The following is a 23,629-nucleotide window of genomic DNA, read 5'->3' on the forward strand; positions in this document are numbered from 1 at the left end:
CTGTCAAAGCGTTTCGAAGTGAATAAAAGCGCACGTTGAAATTCGAAACAGGCTGCTGCAAATCTTCGCACCCTGACCAGTCAAAGTGCGTTTAGGATCGGAAGCGCTTTTAAACCCCGTCATTCTTCGATCGAAACGAACAAAACAGCTGCTTCTAAAAGTTAATAGTTTCGGAATCCGAAATGGATTTCCGGACATTCAAATGAATGTGACCCGGGGGCGTCAGGCTGCTTGGGTGAGGAGAGTGATATGGGAGAACTCGACCGATCGCGTCGCGGTTTTCTTAAGGCGAGCATTGCAGGATTGACTGTCATCATTGCGCCGCTTGGCAGTCGCGCTTTCGCCGCGTTGTTTGAAGAGAAGGTGCTCACGCCGATCCAGTGGGATATGGCGAATGGCCGCGCGAAGTTTCGTATCGACGGAATCGCGAAAGTGACCGGCTCGAAAGTTTTCGCCCGCGACGTGCGCGCCGCCGACATGCCGCACTGGCCGAATCAGCAATCGCATGCATTCATCTTGCGCACGACGCAGGCAGACCGGACGTACGAAGGGTTTGACCTCAGCCTGCTGGGTGACGAACTCAAGCCGGACCGGCTCGTTACGGCGGAAGATCTGGCGCGCGACGGCCTTGCGTTCCCCGCGTTTTACGGCGACGACATGCTTCTGCCTCCGGGCAAGACGCCGGCTTATCTGGGCCATGCCGTTGCAATGCTGATCTATCACGACTTCGCACGTTTTCGCTTCGCGAAGGACACGCTCCAGTTCCACGATGAAATCATTCGCTATGGCGCGAAGACCGGTTCGCTCGAACGCGATCCGTGGGGCACGTTCCGGTTCGTGCGCGTCGGCGGCGCGACGCCGTACGACGAGGACACGTTCTCGAGCCTGAAGGACACCATGCTGTTCCCGAGCGCCATGCGTAAGCACGAACCCGTCTGGGCCGCCGGCAACGCAAGTGGCAAGCTCGACCAGCAGGGCATGTTCCACGCTGAAAAGTTGCGTGACGAACTGGATCATCCGTCGGCTGACTGGCTTGTGCTCGATCGACACTACACGACCCAATCCATCGATACCGCCGCGCTCGAAGCCGACAACGCAAATTGCTGGTACGACGCGTCAACGCAATCGTTGCACATGGTCGTGCCAACGCAAGGTCCGAGCGAGGTCGCTGCAAGCGCCGCGGGCATGGCCGCCAAATGCCGTTTCCCTGTGAAAAACCTGTTTGTGCATCCGGTATCGACCGTGGGTTACGGGTCCAAGGATCACTACAACGTGCCGTTCTACGGACTCGTTGCAGCCATGTATGGCGAGGGCCGGCCGGTGCGTCTGGCCTTTGATCGATACGAGCAATTCCAGACATCGATCAAACGGCATGCATCGAAAATGCATTACCGGATTGGCGTCGATAGACAATCCGGCATGCTCCAGTCGTTCAATGCAGAACTCGAAGTCAATGGCGGCGGCCGCTCGAACTTTTCGCCTTCTGTGGCAATGGTCGGTGCATCGGCGGCGCAATCGATTTATTACTTCCCGAAAAGCGATCTGACCGGCGTGGCGACGGCCTCGCGTGCAATCGACGCCGGTTCCGCGCGCGGTTACGGCACGCTGCAGACCATGGCCGCAACCGAGATGCTGATCGACGAACTGGCCGGTCAGCTCGAAGTCGACGCCATCGACTTTCGGCTGAAAAACGCGCTGCGTTCGGGCATGAAAAACACGCAGGGCGCGATTCCGGCCGGCGCAATTCGTGTCGATGAAGTCTTGCAGAAGGCGAAGCTTCATCCGCTCTGGACCGGGCGCTCGAAAAAGAAGGCTGAGTACGAGTTGACGCATCCCGGCAACCGCTACGGCGTGGGATTCGCGTGCACGCAAAAGGACTTTGGCACTGGCGCGGAGGCGTCGTTTGCAAAGGTCGAGATTGCGTCCGATGGAACCATCAAGCTGCATCACACCGCTGCGGAAATCGGCACTGGCATTTCCACATCGCAAGCTATTGCGTGCGCGAAGTGGCTGGGCAAGCCGGCGACCGAGGTGCGCATGGCGATTATCGACTGGCCCGAATTGCCGATGATCACGAGCGGCGATCCGTACATGATGTCGCAAGGCGAGCAGGACAAAGTTTCGGCAAATCCTCGATGGACGCCGGAGCTCGTATCCCCTTCTAGTGCAACGAATTCCGCCTTCTATTTCACTCACAGCACGCACGAAGCTGCGCGCGTTGTCTTCACGCAGGGCTTGTGGCCAGCGGCCATGTCGATCTGGGGCGGCGGCATTGGCGGCGGTCAGGCCGCGCCGCTCGTCGTTCGTCGCGAAGATGCGCGATGGGTGCAAGGAAAGCTGACTGCGGCGGGTCTCGAACCGTTGCCGCTCGAACAGCTTGCGAAAAAGGCGCACGAGCTCGGGCTCGTCACCGGCGCGGTCGTGCATGTCTTTAACAGATGGCAGTGGACGGAAGCGGAATTCGATATCCGCGGCGTTACAGAACGTTTGCCGGTAGATGGCTTGTCGCTGCTCTTCGGCGCAGGCGAGCCCAAGAAAGATGACGCCAAGGCGGCCGTTCCCGCGTACCACGCGATCAACCGCAAGCGTGTTTTTATCGCGCCGGTTCAACGCAACAACGCCGCCGTGACGTATTACAGCGCCGTAGGAACGCTGGTCGAGCTTGCTGTGAACGAAGCGAGCGGCCGCGTGGACCTGCTCTCGCATCATTCGATCATGGAGTGCGGCAACATGCTTTCGCCGGAACTCGTATCGGGTCAATTGCAGGGCGGGTTGGCGATGGGTATCGGCCATGCGCTACATGAGTACTTGCCGCTTTACGAAGAAGGTCCCGGCAACGGCACCTGGAACTTCAATCGATATCACCTGCCGCGTGCAAGCGATGTCGCCGTCTGGACCCAGACCGGCGAAGTGCTGCCGCCGCTGTCGGAAACCGATCCGCCGAAGGGCATCGCGGAAGTGGTGATGATTCCGGTGGTCGCCGCAATCGTCAACGGTATTGCGCACGCTATCGGGCATCGCTTCAACGACTTGCCTGTCACGCCTCAAAACATTCAGGAGGCGCTCGCATGACGGCCCCGAATCAAACCAGCTCGATCCAGATGAAGCCTCTTTCGCTCACCATCAATGGCGTGGCGACCGGTCCGCTACAGACGCCCGACGGGCTGATGATGATCGACTTCCTGCATGAATATGTGGGCCTGACGGGTTCGCGGCTTGGCTGCGGGCAGGGCGTGTGCCATGCGTGCGTGGTGATTCTCGACAAGCCCGACGGCACGAGCGAAGAAGTGCGTTCGTGCATCACGGGCGCACATTTCTTCGATGGCAAGAAGATCCGGACCATCGAAGGTCACGGCACGAGAAACGAGCAAGGCGAGGTGGTTGAACTCACGCCTATTCAGCAAAAGTTTCTCGAGCATTTCAGTTTCCAGTGCGGCTATTGCACGCCCGGATTCGTCAATGCGGCGACGGTTTTTATCGAACGTCTGAAGCGCGAACCGATCTCGAAGGCGTCGGTGGATAGCGAGATCATGAAGGCGCTCGACAATCACATCTGCCGCTGCACGGGTTACGTGCGTTATTACGAAGCCGTGAAAGACTTAGTGATGAACACGCCTGGGCTCGTCAAGGATTCCGCATGAGCGCGACATTTTCAATCCGGCTTGGCGCCCTGGCTTTATGCATTGCGGCTTTAGCCAGTTTGACGGCGTGCAGCAAGGGGCCCGATAACGCGCCCGTCGATACACGCACGTCCACGCCCGAACAAATCGCGCGCGGCCGATATCTCGCGAAGGCCGCCGATTGCGCCGCGTGTCACACGCTTGCCGGCGGCGCGCCGTTTGCGGGCGGCGTGCGGCTCGGCTCGCCGTTCGGCACGTTTTACGGCACCAACATCACGCCGGACCCGGCGCATGGCATCGGCAAATGGAACGCGGCCGAGTTTTATACGGCGCTACACGATGGCGTGGCGCCTGATAAACACCTGTACCCGGCAATGCCCTACACGTCGTACCGGACCATGACGCGCGCGGACAGCGATGCGATCTATGCATACTTGATGGCGCAAAAACCGGCCGCCGTGCCGAACCGCGAAGCAGATCTCAAGTTCCCGTTCAACGTTCGTTTTGCTGTGATGTTCTGGAACATGCTGTTTCTGAAAGACAGCTTGCCGGATGCGTCGGTTGGAACATCGGCGGACTGGACGCGCGGAAAATATCTCGCGAACGCACTTGGGCATTGCGCCGAATGCCATACGCCTCGCGGTGTCTTCGGACAGATGAACGGTGCGAAGGCGCTGCAAGGTTCGGATCTCGGCCGCGTCGTGCCGCCTGACATCACGCCGGCAGGACTTGTCGCGCGCGGCTGGACCGGCGCGGATTTGCAGACGTTCTTTGCGACTGGAATCAGCCGCCAAGGGCCCGCGTTCGGTGAAATGCATCCGGTGGTGTTTCTGAGCACGCAATATCTATCGCCGGGCGACTTGCGGGCAATGTCGGTCTATTTGCTTGGCGATGCACCGCCGCCGCCCACGCCGGTACAACCCGGTTCCGCCGATGCCGCTCAGGTCGCCGCCGGTCGCAACACCTACGTTGCGCTGTGCGCGGGATGTCATGGGCTAGGTGGAGAGGGCAAGCCGCACGTGGCGGTATCGATGCAGGGAAGTTCTACACTGCGTCAAGCCGACCCGCACAACCTGCTCGTCGCGATGCTCGATGGCATGGACGCTTCGGCGTTCCCGGGTACGGAGAGCTTGCAGGCCATGCCGGGTTTCGCAAAAACGCTGAGCGACGACGAACTCGCGCAACTCGCGAACTATCTTCGATCAACCTGGGGCGGTCAACCCGGCGATGTCACTGCAGCAAAGGTGAAGGCGCTGCGCGACGCGCCTTCTCATTAGAGCATCGGGGCGCTGCTGTTTTTAAACGGCAGCGCCTTTTGCCGCCAGTTGCCGTTGCAGATCTGGCCAGATCCTGGCGACGGTTTCTTCGCCGGCCAGAATTGCGGCATTGCGCTGACTGAAGTCGCTCCCGCTCATGGCAGCGAGGTTCGGGCGGATGACGAAGTCGGCGTATTTATCGAGTTCATAGGCCTTGATGGTCTGACCCATGATCGTGAAGGTTTGCATCAGGACATCGAACGAACTCTGGGTCAGCGCGGTTTCCGGGCGCGCCGAAATGTCCACGGCAATGACGAAGTCCGCGCCCATCTTGCGCGCGAACGCGGCTGGAACCGGACTCACCAATCCGCCGTCAACATACTCGTGGCCGCCGATCTTCACCGGCTCGAAAATGGACGGCACGCTGCACGAAGCACGCACCGCAATGCCCGTGTTGCCGCGCTGGAACAGAATCGGCTGACCGGTTTTTAGATCGGTCGCGACAATTCCAAGCGGTTTCGCCATTTTCTCGATCGGTTTGTTGTCGAGAGTCTTGTTCAAATAGTTCTGCAGCGCCACGCCTTGCAGGAAACCGCGCGTGCGAAACGGCATGGCCCAGTCGCTTATCGACGCTTCGTCCATGGTGAGGGCGAGCTTGTTGATCGCAATCCCGCTCATGCCCGACGCCGATAACGCCGCGATCACCGATCCCGCGCTCGTTCCACTCAGCAGATCCACCTTCACGTTGCGCGCTTCGAGCGCCTTGATCACGCCGATATGCGCAAACCCGCGCGCCGCGCCGCCACCAAGCGCGAGGCCGATGCGAACAGGCCGCTGCGGCGATGTCGCAATGGGCGATGCGGGCGTAACCCCTGACGTTGTCGAAGCGCCGGACGATGATTGGGACGTGGTGGCCGTCGTGCAGGCGCTGAGCACGGCGGACGCACAGCCGAGAGAGAACGCACGGCGGGACAGCCCGGACGAGCGAGGCAAAGGTGGAAGCGGCGATTTCAAGTAATTCTCCTGCTGTGCGACGTGTGAAGCGAGAAGGGACAGCTCGACGGGCGAACCTGCCCATTTGGATAGGCCGTCGCGTAGCGGCGGACATGATAAAACATGATGACCGGCCGACGCAGGTCGAAAGCCCTCGGCGGGTATAATTCCATCTCGTATTCAGCGCTTGCAGTGTCTGACTGGGCACTGCGAGGGCATTGCGCAGGACAGCGCGCAGATCACGGCGCAGAAGCACTTTGCCCCAAGCCGTTCCCCGACGTATCGCTGCCTGGCAGTCCGTGCCGGCATGCGCATTTGAGCTATCGAGCACACCGCACATGACCCAAGTCCGTACCCGTTTCGCTCCCAGCCCCACAGGCTTCATCCACCTCGGCAATATTCGCTCCGCGCTTTATCCGTGGGCGTTCGCGCGCAAGATGAAGGGCGTTTTCGTGTTGCGCATCGAGGATACCGACCTGGAGCGTTCCACCGACGCATCGGTGGACGCCATCCTCGAAGGCATGGAATGGCTCGGTCTCGAGTACGACGAAGGTCCGATCTACCAGATGCAGCGCATGGACCGTTACCGCGAAGTGCTCAAGCAGATGCTCGACCGCGGCCTCGCGTACCACTGCTACATGTCCACAGAAGAACTCGACGCGCTGCGTGAACGTCAGCGCGCGGCCGGCGAAAAACCGCGCTACGACGGCACGTGGCGCCCGGAAGAAGGCAAGGTGCTGCCGCCCATTCCCGAAGGCGTGTCTCCCGTGATTCGCTTTCGCAATCCGCTTGGCGGCGTGGTGAGCTGGGACGACGCGGTAAAGGGCACCATCGAAATTTCGAACGACGAGCTCGACGACCTCGTGATCGCGCGTCCGGACGGCACGCCTACATACAACTTCTGCGTGGTCGTGGACGACCTGGACATGAAGATCACCCACGTGATTCGCGGCGATGACCACGTGAACAATACGCCGCGCCAGATCAACATCCTTCGTGCGCTCGATGGCGAAGTGCCGGTCTACGCCCATTTGCCGACGGTGCTCAACGAACAGGGCGAAAAGATGAGCAAGCGTCACGGCGCCATGAGCGTGACGGGGTATCGCGACAGCGGGTACTTGCCTGAAGCGGTGCTGAATTATCTGGCGCGGCTCGGCTGGTCGCATGGCGACGCGGAAATCTTCTCGCGTGAGCAGTTTGTGGAGTGGTTCGATCTCGACCATCTCGGCAAGTCGCCGGCGCAATACGATCCGGATCGCCTGAACTGGCTGAACGCGCATTACATCAAGGAAGCCGACAACGCGCGGCTGGAGATGCTCACGAAGCCATTCCTTGGAGAGTTGGGTATCGACGCCGGCATGATCGAGCAAGGACCGGCGCTGGAGCTCGTGATTGGCTTGCTGAAGGACCGCGCATCCACGGTAAAGGAAATCGCCGAGAACGCCGCCATGTTCTATCGCGAACCCGTGATCGACCCGGCTGCGTTCGAACAACACGTCACCGAAGCCGTGCGACCCGCGCTGGCAGATCTGCGGGCGGCGTTGAGCGAAGTCGAGTGGAGCAAGGAAGCCATCGCGGCGGCGTTCAAAGCCACGTTGACGAGTCACAAGCTCAAGATGCCGCATCTGGCCATGCCGGTTCGCCTGCTCGTGGCGGGCACCACGCACACGCCTTCCATCGACGCCGTGTTGATGTTATTTGGACGCGAAACCGTGTTGTCGCGGCTGGAGAAGGGCATCGTCTGAGACTGAGGTGAATGTGCTCGCGCCGGGAATATGGCGCGAGCGCGAACGGTGTCTTATTCGCACGTTCGGTTCGCACCCTAAAGACGATTTATTTTCGGAAGCTGGGGCGAAAGGTATTTACAACTTCAAAAGTGCCCCTTAAAATCTCGTTTCTGTTCTGCAAGGGGGTATAGCTCAGCTGGGAGAGCGCTTGCATGGCATGCAAGAGGTCAGCGGTTCGATCCCGCTTACCTCCACCACGGAACAGAGAGAAGTCGGTTGAAACGCCAAGTCAACGGATAAAAAAGACTTCACAAGATACAAAAAGCTGTTTATAATGTCGTTCTTCGCTGATCACTGAAACAAACCGGTTAATCGAAACAATTCGAATCTAATTGAAACGAATTTGATTCAAAAAATTAAGAAGTTGTTAATCACGATTAATTAGAAATTGTTCAGATATCAAGCGAAAGTAGTTAAAGACATTAACTGAAAAGTTTATGTCCCCTTCGTCTAGAGGCCTAGGACATCACCCTTTCACGGTGAGTACAGGGGTTCGAATCCCCTAGGGGACGCCAAAACATCGGCGGCTGCTAGAAGCGCTGCAAGCTTGACGAGTCGACCAACCTCTCAAGTCGATGAAAAGAAGTGGAGCGGTAGTTCAGTTGGTTAGAATACCGGCCTGTCACGCCGGGGGTCGCGGGTTCGAGTCCCGTCCGCTCCGCCAACGAGTTGCAAAGAAAAAATCCAGCCTATGCTGGATTTTTTTCGTTGTGCGTCCGGTTGTCATTTCGGTGCGTTTTGTCTCGCTGAACTTGTGGGGCGAACGTCACTGAAAACATGTGCCCGGAAAACTCTCCATTGCCAGAGTGCGCCGCCTGACTTAGTGTGATGACCTGATTCAGTGCTTTCATCGCGCAATGCTCGATCCCACCGAAGCCCTCTCGCCGTTTATGTTGCGCCTTGCGTCGATGGACGATTTTTCGTTCGCCGAGGCGCTCACGCGCAACAACATGAACGGCTACTACCGCCGTCACAATCTCGTGTGGCGCAGCGACCTTTTCCTCGGAAGCTGGCGGGAATCCGAAAACTTTGTGCTTGAATGCGATGGCAAAGCGATCGGCGTGATGCGTGTGACGGAAGAAGACGAGTCGCTTCATATTCGCGATGTGCAAGTGGTAGAAGGATGGCGCCGGACGGGCGCCGGCACGTTCCTCCTGGACACGGCGCACAGATGGGCGCGCGCCCGCGGATTAAAAGAAACGCAGCTGCGTGTTTTCGTCGATAACCCCGCAGCACGGCTCTACGTTCGCATGGGATACAAACCCGCGGGCTCGCGCCTTGCGCAATTCGGCGCAATCCGGCATATGGTGCGCAGCGTTTGACGGTTTCGTTAATGGCCTGCCACGTCGTGCGGCTCGCCATCGCGGAGAAAAAACGCACGGGGACTTTCGCCGAATGCGCGCCTGAACATGGCTGAAAACGCGCTTTGACTTTGGTAGCCCAACAGCAGCGCGACTTGCGCAAGCGGTTTTCCCTGACTCAGCAACGGAATGGCGCGCGCCAGAACCGCCTGCTGACGCCATTGCGAAAAACTCACTCCCAATTCACGCCGGAATAGCCGGGCGATCGTGCGCGTGCTTGCACCCACGAGCGTGGCCCAGTGTTCGAGCGAATCGGCGGACGCCGGGTCTTCCAGCACCGCTTCGCACAACGCGAGCAGACGTTTGTCGGTGGGCATTGGAATGGAAAGCGGAAGCGGGCGCGATCGCGTGATTTCATCGAGGGCGAGGGTTCCCAGCAAGCGTTCACGTTCTCGCGAAATGGTCGTGTCGTTCAGCGCAACCGCCACTTCTCGCAACAGCGGCGAAACTTCGACCACCCGGCATGCATCGAGCCCTTCTGGCACAACGCTCTCATCGATATAAAGCGTGCGCAGGAACGCGTCCTCCACAATTACCACTTCATGCGTGACGTTCGGCGGAACCCAGATTGCCCGCGATGGCGGCACCATCCACGTAGAACCTTCCGCGGCGATCCGCAAAACGCCACGAGTCGTGCACGCAACCTGCGCCCAGGCGTGGGTATGGCGCGCGATCCGGACGCCAGCCGGCACGGGCCGCGATCGTACGCGGATGGGATGCGCGGGCGTAGGCGACGACTCGGCCGGAATGTCGAGATGTTCGACTTCCTCGGCGGTTTCGACAAGTGTGGGACGCTCGGTCTTGATCAGCATGCGGTCTCTCGACGGATTTCGATCATGATAGTCAATGCATCGCCGTTTTTGCTCTTGGCATAATGCGCGCTGAATTGTCTGCAACTCTTTGTTCGAGGAATCAAGCGCATGCAACACGTATTCGTCTACGGCACGCTGCGAGCCGGGGAGAGCAATGATATTCATCGCGCGGCCGCACGAAATGGCATTGCGGATCCTGTGCTTGTGGGCGCGGGCCATATCAACGGGCGGCTTTACGATTTCGGCGCGTATCCCGGCGTCGTTTTGGATGCGAGCGCTGCGCCGGTTCATGGCGATGTTTATCGTATAGAACATACGCTCGTTCCCGTTCTCGATGAAATCGAGGAGGTGGTCCCGGATATCAGCGGCCTATTTCGTGGCGAGCATTTGCACGTGAAAGTCGAGCTCGATGGACGCGCTCAAGAGATCGAATGCCTTATCTATCCGGTGAGCGACGCGGCGGTGAAGGGGTTGCCGCGTATCGATAGTGGCGACTGGGTAAGCTACCGAGGTTCGAGATAACGCCGGCAGACCTTAGGCACTCGCCAATTCCGTTACTACAATAGAAAGCGACACGGAGTGCGAGGGAGGCCGCCATGTTCAAGCACATTCTCGTTCCAACGGACGGGTCGATTCTGTCGCAGAAGGCAATCGACGGCGCGATCGATCTGGCGCAATCCGTCGGCGCGCGGATCACGGCGTACGCTTGCTTGCCGCTCTATCCGTATTCCCCGTTCGCCGATGTCGCCGTCGAGCCGCCGAGCGATTTTCACGAGCGATCGGAGAGGGAAGCGCGCGAACATCTGGCCGCGGTTGAAGCCGCGGCGGTTTCGGCAGGCGTTCCGTGCGATGCCGTAACCAGTGTCGAATCGGCGCCTTATATTGGAATAATCGATATCGCCGAACGCGACGGCTGCGATGTGATCTTCATGGCGTCTCACGGACGACGCGGATTAGGAAGCTTGCTGATCGGCAGCGAGACGCAGCGCGTGCTGACGCATACAAAAATTCCTGTGATCGTGTATCGATAAACGAAGCGAAAAGGGCATACGGTTATGGCCGTATGCCCTTTTTTAACCTCAAATCACTCGCGTCGTATCAAGCCACTTTTTCCTCGAAGAACTGTTCGTCTTCGGTGGAACCGTGCAATGCCGTTGTCGACGCTTCCTTCTCGACGGCTTGCGTGACGGCATCGAAATAACCCGTGCCCACTTCGCGCTGGTGCTTCACGGCGGTGAAGCCCTTTTCGGCTGCGGCGAACTCCGCTTCCTGCATCTCGACGAACGCGCTCATCTGGTTGCGCGCGTAGCCGTGGGCGAGGTTGAACATGGAGTAGTTCAACGCGTGGAAACCGGCCAGCGTGATGAACTGGAACTTGTAGCCCATCGCGCCGAGTTCTTTCTGGAATTTGGCAATGGTTGCATCGTCCAGGTTCTTCTTCCAGTTGAACGACGGTGAGCAATTGTATGAAAGCAGCTTGCCCGGAAACTCGCGATGAATCGCTTCGGCGAATTTCTTCGCGTAGGCAAGATCCGGCTTGCCGGTTTCGCACCAGATCATGTCGGCGTACGGCGCGTATGCAAGACCACGCGATACCGCTTGTTCCAGACCCGGCTTCGTGCGGAAGAAACCTTCGATGGTGCGTTCGCCGGTCAGGAAAGGCTTGTCGTTTTCATCCACGTCGGATGTCACCAGATCCGCGGCTTCGGCATCCGTGCGGGCAAGCAGGATCGTGCGCGTGCCAGACACGTCGGCGGCGAGACGCGCGGCCGTGAGCTTGGCCACGTTCTCGCGTGTTGGCACCAGCACCTTGCCGCCCATGTGACCGCATTTCTTGACCGATGCCAACTGGTCCTCGAAGTGCACGCCCGCTGCGCCGGCTTCGATCATCGCCTTCATCAGTTCGAACGCGTTCAGCACGCCGCCGAAACCGGCTTCGGCGTCGGCCACGATAGGCTGGAAGAAATCGAGATAACCTTCATCGCCGGGATTCTTGCCTTCGGACCACTGAATCTGATCGGCGCGCGTCAGCGTGTTGTTGATGCGCTTGACGACCAGCGGCACCGAATTCGCCGGATACAGCGATTGGTCCGGGTACATTTCGCCGGCCACGTTCGCGTCGCCCGCCACTTGCCAGCCAGAGAGGTAGATCGCTTTCAATCCGGCCTTCACTTGCTGCATTGCCTGATTGCCCGTCAGCGCACCGAGCGCGTTGACAAACGGCTCTTCATGAATCGATGCCCACAGTTTTTCCGCGCCGTGCTTGGCGAGCGTATGTTCCACCGGCACCGAACCGCGCAGACGCACGACGTCCTCGGCCGAGTAGCTACGCGTAATGCCTTTCCAGCGCGGATCGGTGTCCCACTGCTTTTGAAGTTCTTGAGCTTGCTGTTGGCGCGACATGGCGTTTCTCCTTTGATTGCCTGGCTAATGAGTAACTGGATGGTCGTCTTGTTAAGCAGGGCGGGGCTTATTGGTTTGCTCCGTTGCCCAACTCTTATATAAGAGTCTAGGGACGTCGCGATCTTCAAGCCAGCTTCTAGTCAAGAAATTTTAAGAATTATTATTGTTTTAATTCAGTTAGTTATGTGATGAATATCACATTATGGAATGACCTCTTTCATCCTGATATGCTGGGTTTTGTGCCGTGCATCAACAATTTCATCGCCCGCGAAGTCTTTCCACATCGTGAAACGTCACGAACAGACGAAAAAAAACCGATGCACGAAGGCATCGGTCTTTTCATCGAGCGAAGCGCGCAAGCAGCGCGCCGCACGTTAACTACATTTAGCTGCCACGACGCGGAGCGCGCGGGCCGTCGTTACGACGTGCCGCATAACCGTCGCGCGAACCGCCGCCGAAGCCCGAACCGCCATCACGCGATCCACCGCCACTGCGGTAGCCGTCACGCGAACCACCGTCACGCGAATCACGTGCACCGGCGCTTGCGGGCTTGTTGCCCCAGCCACCCGGCTTGCCCGAACCGCTGCTGCCACCGCCGTTACCAAAACGACGACCGGCGGCGCCAGCACCCGCACCACCGCCCGGACGGCCGCGGCCGCCAAAGCCCGGACGACCACCGCCGCCAGCCGGAGCCGAACGACGCGGCTCGAAGCCTGCGATCACGCTCACTGCCAACGGCAGGCGCACGAAACGCTCGATGCGCTTCAACGCACCTTGCTCGGCGTGGTGCACGAGGCTGATTGCCGTGCCCGTACGGCCAGCACGACCCGTACGACCGATACGGTGAACATAATCTTCCGCGAACTTCGGCAGGTCGTAGTTGAACACGTGCGTGATGCCGGGAATATCGATACCGCGAGCCGCGACGTCGGTTGCCACCAGCACGCGCACCTTGCGTTCACGCAGCGCACGAATCGTGCGGTTGCGCGCGCCTTGCGGCAGATCGCCGTGCAGTGCGGCCGATTCAAAACCAGCGTCCGACAAGCGGATAGCCAGTTGGTCAGCGTCGTTCTTGGTTGCCGTGAAAACGATAGCCTGGTCAAGGCCGGCGTCGCGCAACAGATGGTCGAGCAGACGATCCTTGTGATCGCGGTCATCGACGTAATGCACGGTTTGCGCAATGTTGTTCTGTGCTTCGAGCTTTTGGATGATCTCGATGCGTTCCGGGTTCTTCAACAGGCGGCCGGTCAGCGAGCTGATCTTGCCGTCGATGGTCGCCGAGAACAGCAGCGTTTGACGCGAAGCGGGCGTAGCGGCAACAATGGTTTCGATATCGTCGATGAAACCCATGTCCAGCATGCGGTCGGCTTCGTCGAGCACGAGCATTTGCAGTTGCGACAGGTCAATACGACCGCGTTCCAGGTGGTCCAGCAGACGGCCCGGCGTAGCGACCAGGATTTCCGGGTTCTTCGCGAGCAGCATCAGTTGCTGGCCATAAGCGACACCGCCCAGGATGCTGACCGTGCGCAGACGGCGCAGATGCTTGCCGTAGGTGGTTGCTGCAGCCGTAACCTGCATGGCGAGTTCGCGCGTCGGCGTCAGAACCAGCATGGTCGGACGAGCAACCGGCTGTTGACGGCGTGCCGGGCGTGCATTCGGATCGTGCGGCTCACGCGGAGCAGCGGCTTTGGCTTTTTCGAGCTGCGAGAAACGTTCGATAGCCGGCAGCATGAACGCTGCCGTCTTGCCCGAACCGGTCGGGCTGGAAACCAGCAAGTCACGGCCGGCGAGCGCTGCGGGGATCGCGCGCTGCTGAACCGGCGTGGGCACCTGGTAACCAGAAGCGGTCAACGCAACGACGATTTCCGGCGACAAGCCAAGCGATTCGAAGCTCGGGCCAGTCTGGACGGCGATCGCTGCGCCAACGGGTGCAACTGAAGAAATGGGGGCAGGGATAGCGGGCGAAGCAGATGATGCCGGCGCCGCGGGTACGTCTGTACCGAGTGCCACTGCAGCGATGGAGTCCAGCGGGCTATTGGTGTTGCTCGAAGTCATGTCGATCCTTGAAACGGGGAATAAGGCGTGTGGCGCCAATCGGCATACCCAAGTCGTCAGATTCAGCGAGCAAAGAAGCAGCGAGCAAATCGAAAAACGGGGGCAGCTCGCAACAATAAAGGCGAGCTTTTCGTTAGAAGCTGTATCGGATTCGACAGGCCGAGGCGGCGTTGTCGTCAGCCTGATGCATGATCGGCCGAAGAAGGCCTAGCAGGGAGGGGACAGTTTCTAAACTGGATTGGAGCAAAACGCTACGAGGCGCCGCGCTGCGTGCGATGAACCGACTTCAAACATCAATTCACCCGGTCACAGTGAAGCGCAGGCAACAGTATATCGGGAATTGTTGCGCTGCGCCAGATTTTAAGACAGTTTGATTCAATAGCAGGTTGGATAGCGTTGGCGGGAGCGACGAACGTTGTTTTGACGCCCGGTTGAAGTCAATGCCAAGCGTGAGCCATCCGTTCAGGCCGATTCGCCATTTTTCAGCGATTCAACCAGTTCCACATATTGCTGTTTGGCCGTGTCCTGCGGCGTGCCGTTGAGCGCAGCCCATGCATCGTATTTGTATTTGCCGACGATATCGGCAAAACCGGGCTTTTCGTCCTTGCTCGCGTCGCCAACGCTGCCCTGCTTGAAGAGCGCATACAGGCGCAGCAGCGTAAGGTTGCCCGGGCGTTCAGGCAGTTCTTTGACATCGGCCTGGGCTTTGACAAACTGCGCATCAATGTCGCTCATTCGGTTCTCCGTAAATGCTTGAATAGGTTGGAAGATCATAGCAAGCGCACGCGGAGCAAATTTCGAGGTTTTCTTCCAGATATTTGCCAAAGGACGTGTCATCAACCTGTTCGCGGAAGGCGCACGCACATTTTTGCGCCGACGCCACGCATTACAATAGCGGCCATGACACGTACAGTTTTGCTCGCCCTCGATACATCGACCGAATATTGCTCGGTTGCGCTGCTGGTCGCCGGGCCGGCGGCCGCTGCGGCTCATCGAAACGCTCCGCACCACGCTTCGGGCGAAATCCAGGTTTGGTTCAGCCATGAATTGACTGGGCCCGTTTCCAGCACGCGCCTGCTGCCCGCCATCCGCGAGTTGTTCGATCAAGCCGGTCTGAAGCTCGCCGATTGCAGCGCAATCGCTTTTGGCGCCGGGCCCGGATCGTTCACGGGTTTGCGCACGGCGACCGGCGTGGCGCAGGGACTGGCCTTTGGCCTGGGCATTCCCGTCGTGCCCGTCGGCACCTTGCTCGCCTGCGCCGAATTCGCGCGCTTGCACGAACCGTCGGTTACGCGTGTGCTCGCCGCGCTCGATGCCCGCATGAACGAAGCGTATTGGGCCGACTTTCGCTGGGACGATGCCGCGAACGATTGGGTCACGCTCCAGGCGGCATCGCTGGATGTGCCGGGCGTCATTCCGGCACCCGATGTTCCTTTCACGCTCGCGGGCAACGCGGCTGCTGCATTCGGCGACCTTTTGCCGATACAGCAATCAGCCGCGTGCCATGTCGACCTCGATGCGCTTCCGCACGCCTTGCCCGTCGCGCTCGCCGGACTTCGCGCTTTTCGCGCTGGCCGCACGGTTGCAGCGGATCAGGCCGCGCCAGAGTACGTGCGCAACAAGGTCGCGCAGACAACCGCCGAGCGTTTGGACGCGCGCGCGGCGAAGGACGCTGCGGCTCAAGCCGCTTCTGAACCCGCTTCTAAGTCCGCTTCCAAGTCCGACTCTCAAACCGCTTCCGCTACGGAGCCGTTACGGTGAGCGGCGTGTTGCTCGCCGATCGCTATCTGTCGCCCATGACGGAAGCAGATCTTGACGAAGTCGCCGCCGTCGAGAAGATTGCGTACGAGTTTCCGTGGAGCCGCGGCAATTTCCAGGATTCGTTGCGCAACGGCTATTTCGGCGTTTGTTTGCGCCATGTCACCGGCACGTTGCTGGGCTATTGCGTGCTGATGCCCGTCGTCGATGAAATGCATCTTCTGAACCTGTGCGTCGCGCCGCAAGCGCAACATGCGGGCGCCGGGCTTACGCTGTTGCGCGAAGCAGTGCGCATCTCGCGGCATCAGAAGCTTGACGGTGTGCTGCTGGAAGTGCGGCCGTCGAATCCGCGAGCCATCCAGCTTTACGAACGCTTTGGGTTTGCCACTATTGGGCGTCGGAAAAACTATTATCCGGCGCGTCACCGGTCGCGCGAAGATGCGCTCGTCATGCGTTTGACGTTTTCAAAGGAGCCCGCCGATGGCGCTGCATAAGTCGATGTTCGACGAGTTCGGACTCGGTACGATCTGGGTCAGACGCGCGACGCAGCCGGCTGAACCGGCCGCCGCTGTGTTCGAAGAACCGGTCACCGTGCCCGAGAGGTCAGCGCCGATCCCGTTGAATCGCGCGGCGGCCGCTGAGCTAGAACGCGCCGCCTCGATCGCGCCCGAACGTGATACCACTGACGCCTTGAGCGCACTCGACGCCGCGCTTTCGGCAGCGCAGAAAAGCCAGGGCTTGGTGCGGGAAACGCAGGTGGCATCGAAATCCGCATCCGGCGAACCGCCAGCCTTCGATGACATCCCGTGGCTCGACGACGTTCCCGAAGAAGCGCGCACCGAGCCCGATACCCTCGATGAAACCGCGAACGACATCGCGTCCCTCGACTGGGATGTGCTCGCTGACCGCGTGTCCGTTTGCGAGCGATGCAAATTATGCGAGCGGCGCACGAACGCGGTTTTCGGCGTGGGCGACCGCGATGCCGACTGGATGCTGATTGGCGAGGCGCCAGGCGAAAACGAGGACAAGCTGGGCGAACCGTTCGTGGGACAGGCGGGCAAACTGCTGGACAGCATGCTGCACTCGGTGGCGTTATCGCGTGAAGACAATGTGTTTATCGCGAACGTGATCAAGTGCCGGCCGCCCGGAAACCGCAATCCGGAACTCGATGAAGTCGCTCGATGCGAGCCGTATCTGAAACGTCAGGTCGCGTTGGTGAAGCCGAAGCTGATCGTCGCGCTCGGACGGTTCGCCGCGCAAAGCCTGCTCAAGTCCGAGGCGAGCATAGCGTCGCTGCGCGGGCGCGTGCACGACTATGAGGGCGTGCCGGTCATCGTGACGTATCACCCGGCTTATCTGTTGCGTAGTCTTCCTGACAAAGCCAAGGCGTGGGCTGATCTGTGCCTTGCGCAGGCGACTTATCGCGAGTCGCTGAAGGCGTCGGACGGCGCGTGACGCTCGCCGGCAATAACACGCAATTCAACGATCCCGCCGTCCGGGATCTCGCGTGGCTACTGTTTTCACCTGATCTGCTGAGCGCATCGCATGCAGGTGCGCCGCTGGCATGCGCTGTAGCACATGACAAGTTTGAGGCCACACTAAGCTGGCTCGCAGCGCTCGATAAAAATCCCGCAGCGCTGCATGTGCAGGCTTACAAGCCATCGCTGAAAAGGCTCGGTTTGTATGCCGAAGCCTTGCTCGAATACTTCTTGCGTCATGGACCCGATGCGCGGCTGATCGCGGCAAATGTGCCGTTGCGAGCGTCGGGACAGACGCTCGGCGAGGTCGACTTTCTGTTGCAAGCCCACAGTGGCGAGCGCTTGCATTGGGAACTCGCGGTGAAGTTCTATTTGCATGTCGGCGAAGGTGAAGGCGCTCCCAGGTTGTCCGATTATGTTGGTCCCAACCTGCAGGATCGCTTCGATCTGAAGCACGATCGGCTTTTGAAGCATCAGTTAGGTTTGAGCGCCCGCGATGAATTCGCATCGCTCGGTTTTGACGGTCCTTGGCGAGCCGAGTTGTTTGTAAAAGGCAAGCTGTTTTATCGGCGAGGAAGCACGCCAATGCCGCCTCGTGAAGTCGCGGATGATCATCTGCGCGGCTGGTGGATGACGGTATCGGAATGGCGGGAATCGAAGCGCGATGAACTTTACGCTGTCCTCCCAAGACTCGCGTGGCTGGCCGAGCGCGCGATATCAACTGAAGACGCTGCGGCGCTGAGCTTCGAAGCAAACGCGTTGACCTCGCCAATCATGGTCGCGAATTACGACCAAAGTTCCGGCGATATCTTGCAAGAACGTTCGCGTGGTTTTATCGTGCCGGAAGATTGGCCCGAGCGGGCGTTGCGTTACGCGCGGCTCACCACCACTTGAAGAAGTGATGTACCGGCCCCACGCCATGACCCACTTCGAGCCGCGCGCTGTGTTCGATTGCGCCCGTCAGATAAAGCTTGGCATCGGCGGTCGCGGCCGCGAGCGAGTCGCGTTGCGGCAACAACGCCGCGATCGATGACGACAACGTGCAGCCCGTTCCGTGCGTGTTTTTCACCGGCACGCGTGGACCGCCGAGCCTGAGCGAACCATTCGCTTCGATGAGCCAGTCGGGACTGTCGGCGGCGTTGAGATGACCGCCTTTCATCAGCACGGATTTTGCGCCCATTGCCCGTAGCGCTTCGCCCTGGCGCACCATCGACTCTTCGTCTTCCGCGGATGCATCGTTCAAAAGCGCCGCCGCTTCCGGCAAATTCGGCGTGACCAGCGTGGCCAACGGCAACAATTCATCGCGCAACGCAGCAACCGCTTCGGGCGCAAGCAACGCGTGATGACTCTTCGAAATCATGACCGTGTCGAGCACGACATGCGCCGGTTTGTATCGACGTAATGCTGCCGCTACCGCGCGCACGACATCGGCGTTGGCGAGCATGCCGATCTTCACGGCGTCGATGCGGATATCATCGAAAACAGCGTCAAGTTGCGCCGTGACGAACGACGCGTCCGGCGTATGGATGGCCGTCACGCCGCGCGTGTTTTGCGCGGTGAGGGCGGTGATCACGGACAATCCATACGCGCCGAGCGCCGAAAATGCCTTGAGATCGGCCTGGATGCCGGCGCCGCCGCCCGAATCCGAACCGGCGATAGTGAGGACGTTGGGGATCGGAAAGGTCATGAGATTTGGAATGTTTCTGCGCGTAGTTGTTGCGCGGCGAGACGTGGATCGGCTGCCTTGCAGATCGCCGATACCACCGCGATTCCGCCCGGCTTCGCGCGTTTGACAACGGCGGCGTTGCTCAACTGGATTCCGCCGATAGCCACCGTCGGATGCGCCGACCGGGCGCACAGCGCCGCGATACCTTCTATACCCAACGCCGCCGACGCATCCGGTTTGGTGGGTGTATCGAATACGGGGCCGACGCCTACGTAATCGATCATCGTGCCGAGCGAATTGGCGTTGTCGGTTTCCTGTTCATTCGATACCGACAAACCAATCAACGCGCGCGGCCCGAGCAGTTTGCGGACGACCTCCGGCGGCAAATCCTTTTGCCCGACATGGACGCCTTCAGCGCCGCAAGCAAGCGCGACATCGATGTGATCGTTGATGATCAGCGGCACGCCAAAGCGGCGCGTGATGGGCAGCAGATCCACAGCCAACGCGAGCCACGCGCGCTTGTGCCACTCGGGCGCGCGCAGTTGCACGATCGTCACGCCGCCTTCGAGCGCCGCTTGCGTGATACCGAGCGACCGCGCATGGCCGCCGCACTGCACGGGATCCAGCACGAGATAAAGCGAAAGATCGAGGTTCATGCTCAAGCCGCCGGGATATCGCGTTGCACGAGCGTCGCGGCGAACGCGTCTTCACCAAGCGACGCAAGCCGGTCGAGATAAGCGACCGCAAAGCTGCCTGGAAGCGCTGCGTCGCGTGCGGCGAGTTCGCCGGCAATGCTCGAATACGCGACGGCTGCGACGGTCGCGGCCCAGAAATCATCGGCTTTCGCCACACCCACGAACGCCGCGACGGTCGCCGACAAAGCGCACCCGACGCCGGTCACACGCGTCATCAACACCGATCCATTCGATAACGCCACGGTGCGGCGGCCGTCGGTGATGTAGTCGGTAACGCCGGTCACCGCCACGATCGCGCCGGTTTTCAGCGCAAGAAGTTGCGCGGCGTCGAGCGCGCTTTCGGCCAGCGCCGTGCTGTCGACGCCGCGTCCGCTCGACGCACCGCCCGACAAGCTGATGATCTCGGACGCGTTGCCACGGATCACGGCGGGTTTTGCATCGAGCAGATCGAGTGCTAACTCGGTGCGAAAGCTCAGCGGGCCGACCGCGACCGGATCGAGAATCCACGGTTTATGCGCGCCGTTCGCGGCATCGACGGCGGCGCGGATCGCACGGCTTTGCGGCAGGTCGAGCGTGCCGAGATTCACCGATACCGCGTTTGCCATCGGCGCAAACTCGCTGACTTCCTCGCGCGCGACGACCATTGCCGGCGCGGCGCCCAGCGCGAGCAACACGTTGGCCGTGAAGTTCGTCACGACGAGATTCGTCAGGCAATGAACGAGCGGCGCGCGTTCGCGCACGCTGCGTGCGAACGAAAAGAGGTCGGCGGCGAGCATGGAATCTGACTCGAAGATGAATGATTAGCCGGATTATCGCGCGTCTGGACGGGCTCGCGCAGTGCGTGGTTCAGTGCCGTGATTCGCCGATCAGCGCAACCGAGTCGAAGGCGCGCTGATTGGCCTGATGCCGCCGCATGACGAAGTACATCATCAGGCAGACGAAAGTCCCGAACAGCACGATCACGAATTGAATCGGTACGTCGAGCCAGACGAGCACGGCATAAAGGCACAGCATCACGAGCACCGAAAGATTCTCGTTGAAATTCTGCACGGCGATCGAATGTCCCGCCGAGAGCAGCACGTGCCCGCGATGCTGCAGCAACGCGTTCATCGGCACCACGAAAAAGCCCGACAAGCCGCCAACGATCATCAGGAAGATATACGCGACGATCAGGTAACCCGGAATGTGCATGCGGCCAAAATAGATGCCCCAATGCACGGGGAAAAGATGCTTCGAATAAAACGCGAGCAGCATTACCGCGATGCCCATCATGATGCCCACAGGCAGCACCGAAAGCGACTTCTTCAAAGGCACGCGCGCCGCGGCGAGAATGGCGCCGACCGCAACCCCGACCGCGATGATCGCCTGGAGAATCGCCGCTTCGGACAGCGACATGCCGAGCGAAACTTCCGCCCACTTCAACACGATGAATTGCAACGTCGCGCCCGCGCCCCAGAAGAGCGTGGTGACGGCGAGCGAAATCTGCCCGAGCTTGTCGTGCCAGAGCGCGGTGAAACAATCGGCGAAATCGGTAATGAGTTTGAGCGGCCGATGTTCCTGCTTCGGATAACGCGCGCCGGTATCGGGAATGCGCAGATTGAAGATCGCGGCCACGATGTACATCAGCACGATCACCAGCATGGCGGCTTCGGCGGGTGTATCGACTTTCGGAATGTGCAGCGCGAGCAGATGCGACGCAATGTGCGGACTGATCAGCGCGCCGCCCATGACGGTGCCCAGAATGATCGACCCGACCGTCGTGCCTTCTATCCACCCATTGGCCGCGACCAGACGGTCGGCCGGCAGCAGCTCGGTCAGAATGCCGTACTTCGCGGGCGAGTACGCCGCCGCGCCGAAACCGACAATGCCGTACGCAAGCAAGGGGTGCGCGCCGACCAGCATGGTCAGGCAGCCCACTACCTTGATGGAGTTGGTGACGAACATCACGCGGCCCTTGGGCCGTGAATCGGCGAACGCGCCTACGAAAGCAGCCAGAACCACGTATGACAGCACAAAGAACAGCTTGAGCAGCGGCGTCATCCAGTTCGGGGCATGAAGATCTTTCAGCAGGGCGATCGCAGCGATCAGAAGGGCGTTGTCGGCCAGCGACGAGAAAAACTGCGCGGCCATGATGGTGTAAAAACCTTTTTTCATCTGATCCGATGCTAGTCGCACTGCGGGTGATCCGCCCCGTTTCCGCACGGCGCGCTCGTCTTTCGCGTCCGGGTTCGCGCTCAGGCTCCCGTTCAGGCAATTTCTGTTTGAAATGGGTTGTGTGCACGGCTTTATAACACGAAAATAGGCGCATTCTGACTAGCAGTAACCTCCATGACAGTCACCTGGCGCTCATGTGACATTCGTGCCGCAACGTCAACTCGCACCAGGGTGACGATAAAGTATTGATTCGAAACATGTGTTCTTTTCGAATTTCGTGCCGGGTTCGCGGTCTCAAGTTCATCGGAGTGTCGGCGGGTCTTCTGTACGAGTTCTCCCGTCCCGCTGCAGCGCGGCAGTTCAAGACCACGCCAGCGCATTCAGAGCGCAATCCGCTGCCGCCGCGCCGACCTTGCAAATGCACCGTCCAACAGGACGGCCAGCTCTCTCGGAATTCCCCGTTCATCAAATAGAACCTTCCATGCCGCGCCCCTTATCCGCCACCGTTCACACCGCCGCACTCGCCAGCAATCTAGCCATCGCACGGCGCCAAGCTCCGAAAGCCAAGATATGGGCCGTCGTCAAGGCCAATGCTTATGGCCACGGATTGGCGCGAGCGTTCCCTGGATTGCGCGCAACCGATGGTTTCGGTCTTCTGGACCTCGAGGAAGCCGTGAAGTTGCGTGAACTGGGCTGGGCGGGTCCAATTCTTCTGCTGGAAGGCTTTTTCCGCCCGACAGACATTGATGTGATCGATCGATACAGCCTCACGACCGGCGTTCATTGCGAAGAACAATTGCGCATGCTGGAAATGGCACGCTTGTCGAAACCGGTGAATATCCAGCTGAAGATGAATACCGGCATGAATCGCCTCGGTTACGCGCCCGAGCGCTTTCGCGCGGCGTGGGAACGGGCGCGGGCGGTGCAGGGGATTGGACAGATCACGCTGATGACCCATTTCTCCGATGCCGACGGTCCACGCGGCATTGAACATCAAATGGAGGCGTTCGAGCGCGGCGCCGAAGGTATTGCCGGCACGCGGAGCCTGGCGAACTCGGCGGCCACGCTGTGGCACCCGGAGGCGCATTTCGACTGGGTGCGCCCGGGCATCATGCTATATGGCGCGTCGCCATCGGGGAAGACCGAGGATGTGGCGAACATCGGCTTGCGGCCGGCCATGACGTTCGCGTCCGAAGTGATCGCCGTGCAAAACGTGGCCGCGGGGCAAACGGTGGGCTACGGTTCGTCGTTTTCGGCCATTTCGCCTATGCGCATTGGCGTAGTGGCGGCCGGATATGCCGACGGTTATCCTCGATGCGCGCCGGAAGGCACGCCTATCATCGTCGATGGCGTTTTAACACGGATTGTCGGGCGTGTTTCCATGGACATGATTACCGTGGACCTGACGCCGGTGCCCACGGCGGGCATCGGAACGCATGTCGAGTTGTGGGGCGCGAAGCTTCCTATAGACGACGTTGCCGCCGCGTGCGGCACGGTCGGCTACGAGTTGATGTGCGCGGTCGCCCAGCGCGTACCCATGCGCGCGGAATAAACGTAGTTTTATTTGTGGCTGTATTTGTATCTGTAACGA

21 protein-coding genes and 3 tRNA genes are annotated in these 23,629 nt (G+C 59.9%); 15 read left to right on the forward strand and 9 right to left on the reverse strand.

What is annotated here, in order from left to right:
* Window positions 1–249: 249 nt before the first annotated feature.
* The 3 genes from ASG35_RS03255 to ASG35_RS03265 are packed head-to-tail and all read left to right on the forward strand — an operon-like array spanning window position 250 to window position 4,897.
* Window positions 250–3,072, forward strand: a complete 2,823-nt coding sequence (locus ASG35_RS03255; RefSeq protein WP_056352958.1) for a xanthine dehydrogenase family protein molybdopterin-binding subunit — start codon at window positions 250–252, stop codon at window positions 3,070–3,072.
* Window positions 3,069–3,641, forward strand: coding sequence for a (2Fe-2S)-binding protein (locus tag ASG35_RS03260; protein ID WP_056352635.1), 573 nt, complete (start codon window positions 3,069–3,071; stop codon window positions 3,639–3,641). Before ASG35_RS03255 ends, ASG35_RS03260 begins: the two co-directional genes overlap by 4 nt.
* On the forward strand, window positions 3,638–4,897 hold the full coding sequence (locus ASG35_RS03265) for a c-type cytochrome (protein ID WP_056352637.1): 1,260 nt from the start codon (window positions 3,638–3,640) through the stop codon (window positions 4,895–4,897). Before ASG35_RS03260 ends, ASG35_RS03265 begins: the two co-directional genes overlap by 4 nt.
* A 21-nt stretch (window positions 4,898–4,918) precedes the next feature.
* Here ASG35_RS03265 and ASG35_RS03270 read toward each other — a convergent pair whose 3' ends face one another.
* Window positions 4,919–5,890 (reverse strand): patatin-like phospholipase family protein, encoded by a 972-nt coding sequence (locus tag ASG35_RS03270; RefSeq protein WP_056352639.1) that lies wholly within the window; start codon window positions 5,888–5,890, stop codon window positions 4,919–4,921.
* Window positions 5,891–6,207: 317 nt separating this feature from the next.
* Here ASG35_RS03270 and gltX point away from each other — a divergent pair, with 317 nt between their 5' ends.
* From gltX to ASG35_RS03295, 5 genes are all read left to right on the forward strand, one after another.
* Window positions 6,208–7,614 carry a glutamate--tRNA ligase gene (gene gltX / locus ASG35_RS03275; RefSeq protein WP_056352641.1) on the forward strand — a complete coding sequence of 469 codons (1,407 nt, stop codon included), beginning with the start codon at window positions 6,208–6,210 and terminating at the stop codon, window positions 7,612–7,614.
* A gap of 163 nt (window positions 7,615–7,777) precedes the next feature.
* Window positions 7,778–7,853: transfer RNA gene (locus ASG35_RS03280), tRNA-Ala, on the forward strand.
* A gap of 242 nt (window positions 7,854–8,095) precedes the next feature.
* Window positions 8,096–8,171 (forward strand) — tRNA-Glu (locus ASG35_RS03285).
* Window positions 8,172–8,243: 72 nt separating this feature from the next.
* Window positions 8,244–8,320: transfer RNA gene (locus ASG35_RS03290), tRNA-Asp, on the forward strand.
* Between the two features lie 193 nt (window positions 8,321–8,513).
* The gene (locus ASG35_RS03295) at window positions 8,514–8,978 is read left to right on the forward strand and encodes a GNAT family N-acetyltransferase (protein ID WP_056352642.1); all 465 of its coding nucleotides are present in this window, start codon (window positions 8,514–8,516) and stop codon (window positions 8,976–8,978) included.
* A gap of 8 nt (window positions 8,979–8,986) precedes the next feature.
* On the opposite strand, the gene ASG35_RS03300 is transcribed toward ASG35_RS03295, so the two are convergent.
* Window positions 8,987–9,829 carry an AraC family transcriptional regulator gene (locus ASG35_RS03300; RefSeq protein ID WP_056352645.1) on the reverse strand — a complete coding sequence of 281 codons (843 nt, stop codon included), beginning with the start codon at window positions 9,827–9,829 and terminating at the stop codon, window positions 8,987–8,989.
* 108 nt (window positions 9,830–9,937) lie between these two features.
* On the opposite strand from ASG35_RS03300, the gene ASG35_RS03305 reads away from it, so the two are divergent.
* Both ASG35_RS03305 and ASG35_RS03310 read left to right on the forward strand, forming a co-directional pair.
* Complete coding sequence (locus ASG35_RS03305; RefSeq protein ID WP_056352647.1) at window positions 9,938–10,351, forward strand: gamma-glutamylcyclotransferase family protein; 414 nt, start codon at window positions 9,938–9,940, stop codon at window positions 10,349–10,351.
* 74 nt (window positions 10,352–10,425) lie between these two features.
* On the forward strand, window positions 10,426–10,860 hold the full coding sequence (locus ASG35_RS03310) for a universal stress protein (protein WP_056352650.1): 435 nt from the start codon (window positions 10,426–10,428) through the stop codon (window positions 10,858–10,860).
* Between the two features lie 67 nt (window positions 10,861–10,927).
* Here the strand turns inward: ASG35_RS03310 and aceA are convergent, their stop codons facing one another.
* From aceA to ASG35_RS03330, 3 genes are all read right to left on the reverse strand, one after another.
* Entirely contained in the window at window positions 10,928–12,232 is a 1,305-nt protein-coding gene (gene aceA / locus ASG35_RS03315; RefSeq protein ID WP_056352652.1) for an isocitrate lyase, read from the reverse strand.
* A gap of 384 nt (window positions 12,233–12,616) precedes the next feature.
* Window positions 12,617–14,287, reverse strand: coding sequence for a DEAD/DEAH box helicase (locus tag ASG35_RS03320; RefSeq protein ID WP_056352655.1), 1,671 nt, complete (start codon window positions 14,285–14,287; stop codon window positions 12,617–12,619).
* A 462-nt stretch (window positions 14,288–14,749) separates the two neighbouring features.
* Window positions 14,750–15,022 carry an acyl-CoA-binding protein gene (locus ASG35_RS03330; RefSeq protein ID WP_056352658.1) on the reverse strand — a complete coding sequence of 91 codons (273 nt, stop codon included), beginning with the start codon at window positions 15,020–15,022 and terminating at the stop codon, window positions 14,750–14,752.
* 165 nt (window positions 15,023–15,187) lie between these two features.
* Here ASG35_RS03330 and tsaB point away from each other — a divergent pair, with 165 nt between their 5' ends.
* The 4 genes from tsaB to ASG35_RS03350 are packed head-to-tail and all read left to right on the forward strand — an operon-like array spanning window position 15,188 to window position 18,417.
* Window positions 15,188–16,048, forward strand: a complete 861-nt coding sequence (tsaB, locus tag ASG35_RS03335; RefSeq protein ID WP_056352659.1) for a tRNA (adenosine(37)-N6)-threonylcarbamoyltransferase complex dimerization subunit type 1 TsaB — start codon at window positions 15,188–15,190, stop codon at window positions 16,046–16,048.
* Window positions 16,045–16,539, forward strand: coding sequence for a ribosomal protein S18-alanine N-acetyltransferase (rimI, locus tag ASG35_RS03340; protein WP_056352660.1), 495 nt, complete (start codon window positions 16,045–16,047; stop codon window positions 16,537–16,539). The genes tsaB and rimI overlap by 4 nt, the downstream gene beginning before the upstream one ends.
* Window positions 16,526–17,500, forward strand: coding sequence for a uracil-DNA glycosylase (locus tag ASG35_RS03345; protein WP_056352661.1), 975 nt, complete (start codon window positions 16,526–16,528; stop codon window positions 17,498–17,500). Before rimI ends, ASG35_RS03345 begins: the two co-directional genes overlap by 14 nt.
* Window positions 17,497–18,417, forward strand: a complete 921-nt coding sequence (locus tag ASG35_RS03350; protein ID WP_056352662.1) for a DUF1853 family protein — start codon at window positions 17,497–17,499, stop codon at window positions 18,415–18,417. The genes ASG35_RS03345 and ASG35_RS03350 overlap by 4 nt, the downstream gene beginning before the upstream one ends.
* Here the strand turns inward: ASG35_RS03350 and thiD are convergent.
* From thiD to lplT, 4 genes are all read right to left on the reverse strand, one after another.
* Window positions 18,404–19,210, reverse strand: coding sequence for a bifunctional hydroxymethylpyrimidine kinase/phosphomethylpyrimidine kinase (gene thiD, locus ASG35_RS03355; RefSeq protein WP_056352663.1), 807 nt, complete (start codon window positions 19,208–19,210; stop codon window positions 18,404–18,406). The genes ASG35_RS03350 and thiD overlap by 14 nt on opposite strands.
* Entirely contained in the window at window positions 19,207–19,845 is a 639-nt protein-coding gene (gene thiE / locus ASG35_RS03360) for a thiamine phosphate synthase (protein WP_056352665.1), read from the reverse strand. Before thiE ends, thiD begins: the two co-directional genes overlap by 4 nt.
* A 2-nt stretch (window positions 19,846–19,847) precedes the next feature.
* Entirely contained in the window at window positions 19,848–20,660 is an 813-nt protein-coding gene (gene thiM, locus ASG35_RS03365) for a hydroxyethylthiazole kinase (RefSeq protein WP_056352667.1), read from the reverse strand.
* Window positions 20,661–20,730: 70 nt separating this feature from the next.
* Window positions 20,731–22,038, reverse strand: coding sequence for a lysophospholipid transporter LplT (lplT, locus tag ASG35_RS03370; protein WP_056352669.1), 1,308 nt, complete (start codon window positions 22,036–22,038; stop codon window positions 20,731–20,733).
* Window positions 22,039–22,519: 481 nt separating this feature from the next.
* Here lplT and alr point away from each other — a divergent pair, with 481 nt between their 5' ends.
* On the forward strand, window positions 22,520–23,590 hold the full coding sequence (gene alr / locus ASG35_RS03375) for an alanine racemase (RefSeq protein WP_056352670.1): 1,071 nt from the start codon (window positions 22,520–22,522) through the stop codon (window positions 23,588–23,590).
* Window positions 23,591–23,629: the final 39 nt, after the last annotated feature.

Origin of the sequence: Burkholderia sp. Leaf177 (assembly GCF_001424345.1) — a bacterium.
GTDB lineage: Bacteria > Pseudomonadota > Gammaproteobacteria > Burkholderiales > Burkholderiaceae > Caballeronia.

What these genes read in the sequence shown, in the direction of transcription:
- ASG35_RS03255 (WP_056352958.1), top strand. Translation starts at nt 250, where the DNA reads ATGGGAGAACTCGACCGATCGCGTCGCGGTTTTCTTAAGGCGAGCATT.
- ASG35_RS03260 (WP_056352635.1), top strand. Translation starts at nt 3,069, where the DNA reads ATGACGGCCCCGAATCAAACCAGCTCGATCCAGATGAAGCCTCTTTCG.
- ASG35_RS03265 (WP_056352637.1), top strand. Translation starts at nt 3,638, where the DNA reads ATGAGCGCGACATTTTCAATCCGGCTTGGCGCCCTGGCTTTATGCATT.
- gltX (WP_056352641.1), top strand. Translation starts at nt 6,208, where the DNA reads ATGACCCAAGTCCGTACCCGTTTCGCTCCCAGCCCCACAGGCTTCATC.
- ASG35_RS03295 (WP_056352642.1), top strand. Translation starts at nt 8,514, where the DNA reads ATGCTCGATCCCACCGAAGCCCTCTCGCCGTTTATGTTGCGCCTTGCG.
- ASG35_RS03300 (WP_056352645.1), bottom strand. Translation starts at nt 9,829, where the DNA reads ATGCTGATCAAGACCGAGCGTCCCACACTTGTCGAAACCGCCGAGGAA.
- ASG35_RS03305 (WP_056352647.1), top strand. Translation starts at nt 9,938, where the DNA reads ATGCAACACGTATTCGTCTACGGCACGCTGCGAGCCGGGGAGAGCAAT.
- ASG35_RS03310 (WP_056352650.1), top strand. Translation starts at nt 10,426, where the DNA reads ATGTTCAAGCACATTCTCGTTCCAACGGACGGGTCGATTCTGTCGCAG.
- aceA (WP_056352652.1), bottom strand. Translation starts at nt 12,232, where the DNA reads ATGTCGCGCCAACAGCAAGCTCAAGAACTTCAAAAGCAGTGGGACACC.
- ASG35_RS03320 (WP_056352655.1), bottom strand. Translation starts at nt 14,287, where the DNA reads ATGACTTCGAGCAACACCAATAGCCCGCTGGACTCCATCGCTGCAGTG.
- ASG35_RS03330 (WP_056352658.1), bottom strand. Translation starts at nt 15,022, where the DNA reads ATGAGCGACATTGATGCGCAGTTTGTCAAAGCCCAGGCCGATGTCAAA.
- tsaB (WP_056352659.1), top strand. Translation starts at nt 15,188, where the DNA reads ATGACACGTACAGTTTTGCTCGCCCTCGATACATCGACCGAATATTGC.
- ASG35_RS03345 (WP_056352661.1), top strand. Translation starts at nt 16,526, where the DNA reads ATGGCGCTGCATAAGTCGATGTTCGACGAGTTCGGACTCGGTACGATC.
- thiD (WP_056352663.1), bottom strand. Translation starts at nt 19,210, where the DNA reads ATGACCTTTCCGATCCCCAACGTCCTCACTATCGCCGGTTCGGATTCG.
- thiE (WP_056352665.1), bottom strand. Translation starts at nt 19,845, where the DNA reads ATGAACCTCGATCTTTCGCTTTATCTCGTGCTGGATCCCGTGCAGTGC.
- thiM (WP_056352667.1), bottom strand. Translation starts at nt 20,660, where the DNA reads ATGCTCGCCGCCGACCTCTTTTCGTTCGCACGCAGCGTGCGCGAACGC.
- lplT (WP_056352669.1), bottom strand. Translation starts at nt 22,038, where the DNA reads ATGAAAAAAGGTTTTTACACCATCATGGCCGCGCAGTTTTTCTCGTCG.
- alr (WP_056352670.1), top strand. Translation starts at nt 22,520, where the DNA reads ATGCCGCGCCCCTTATCCGCCACCGTTCACACCGCCGCACTCGCCAGC.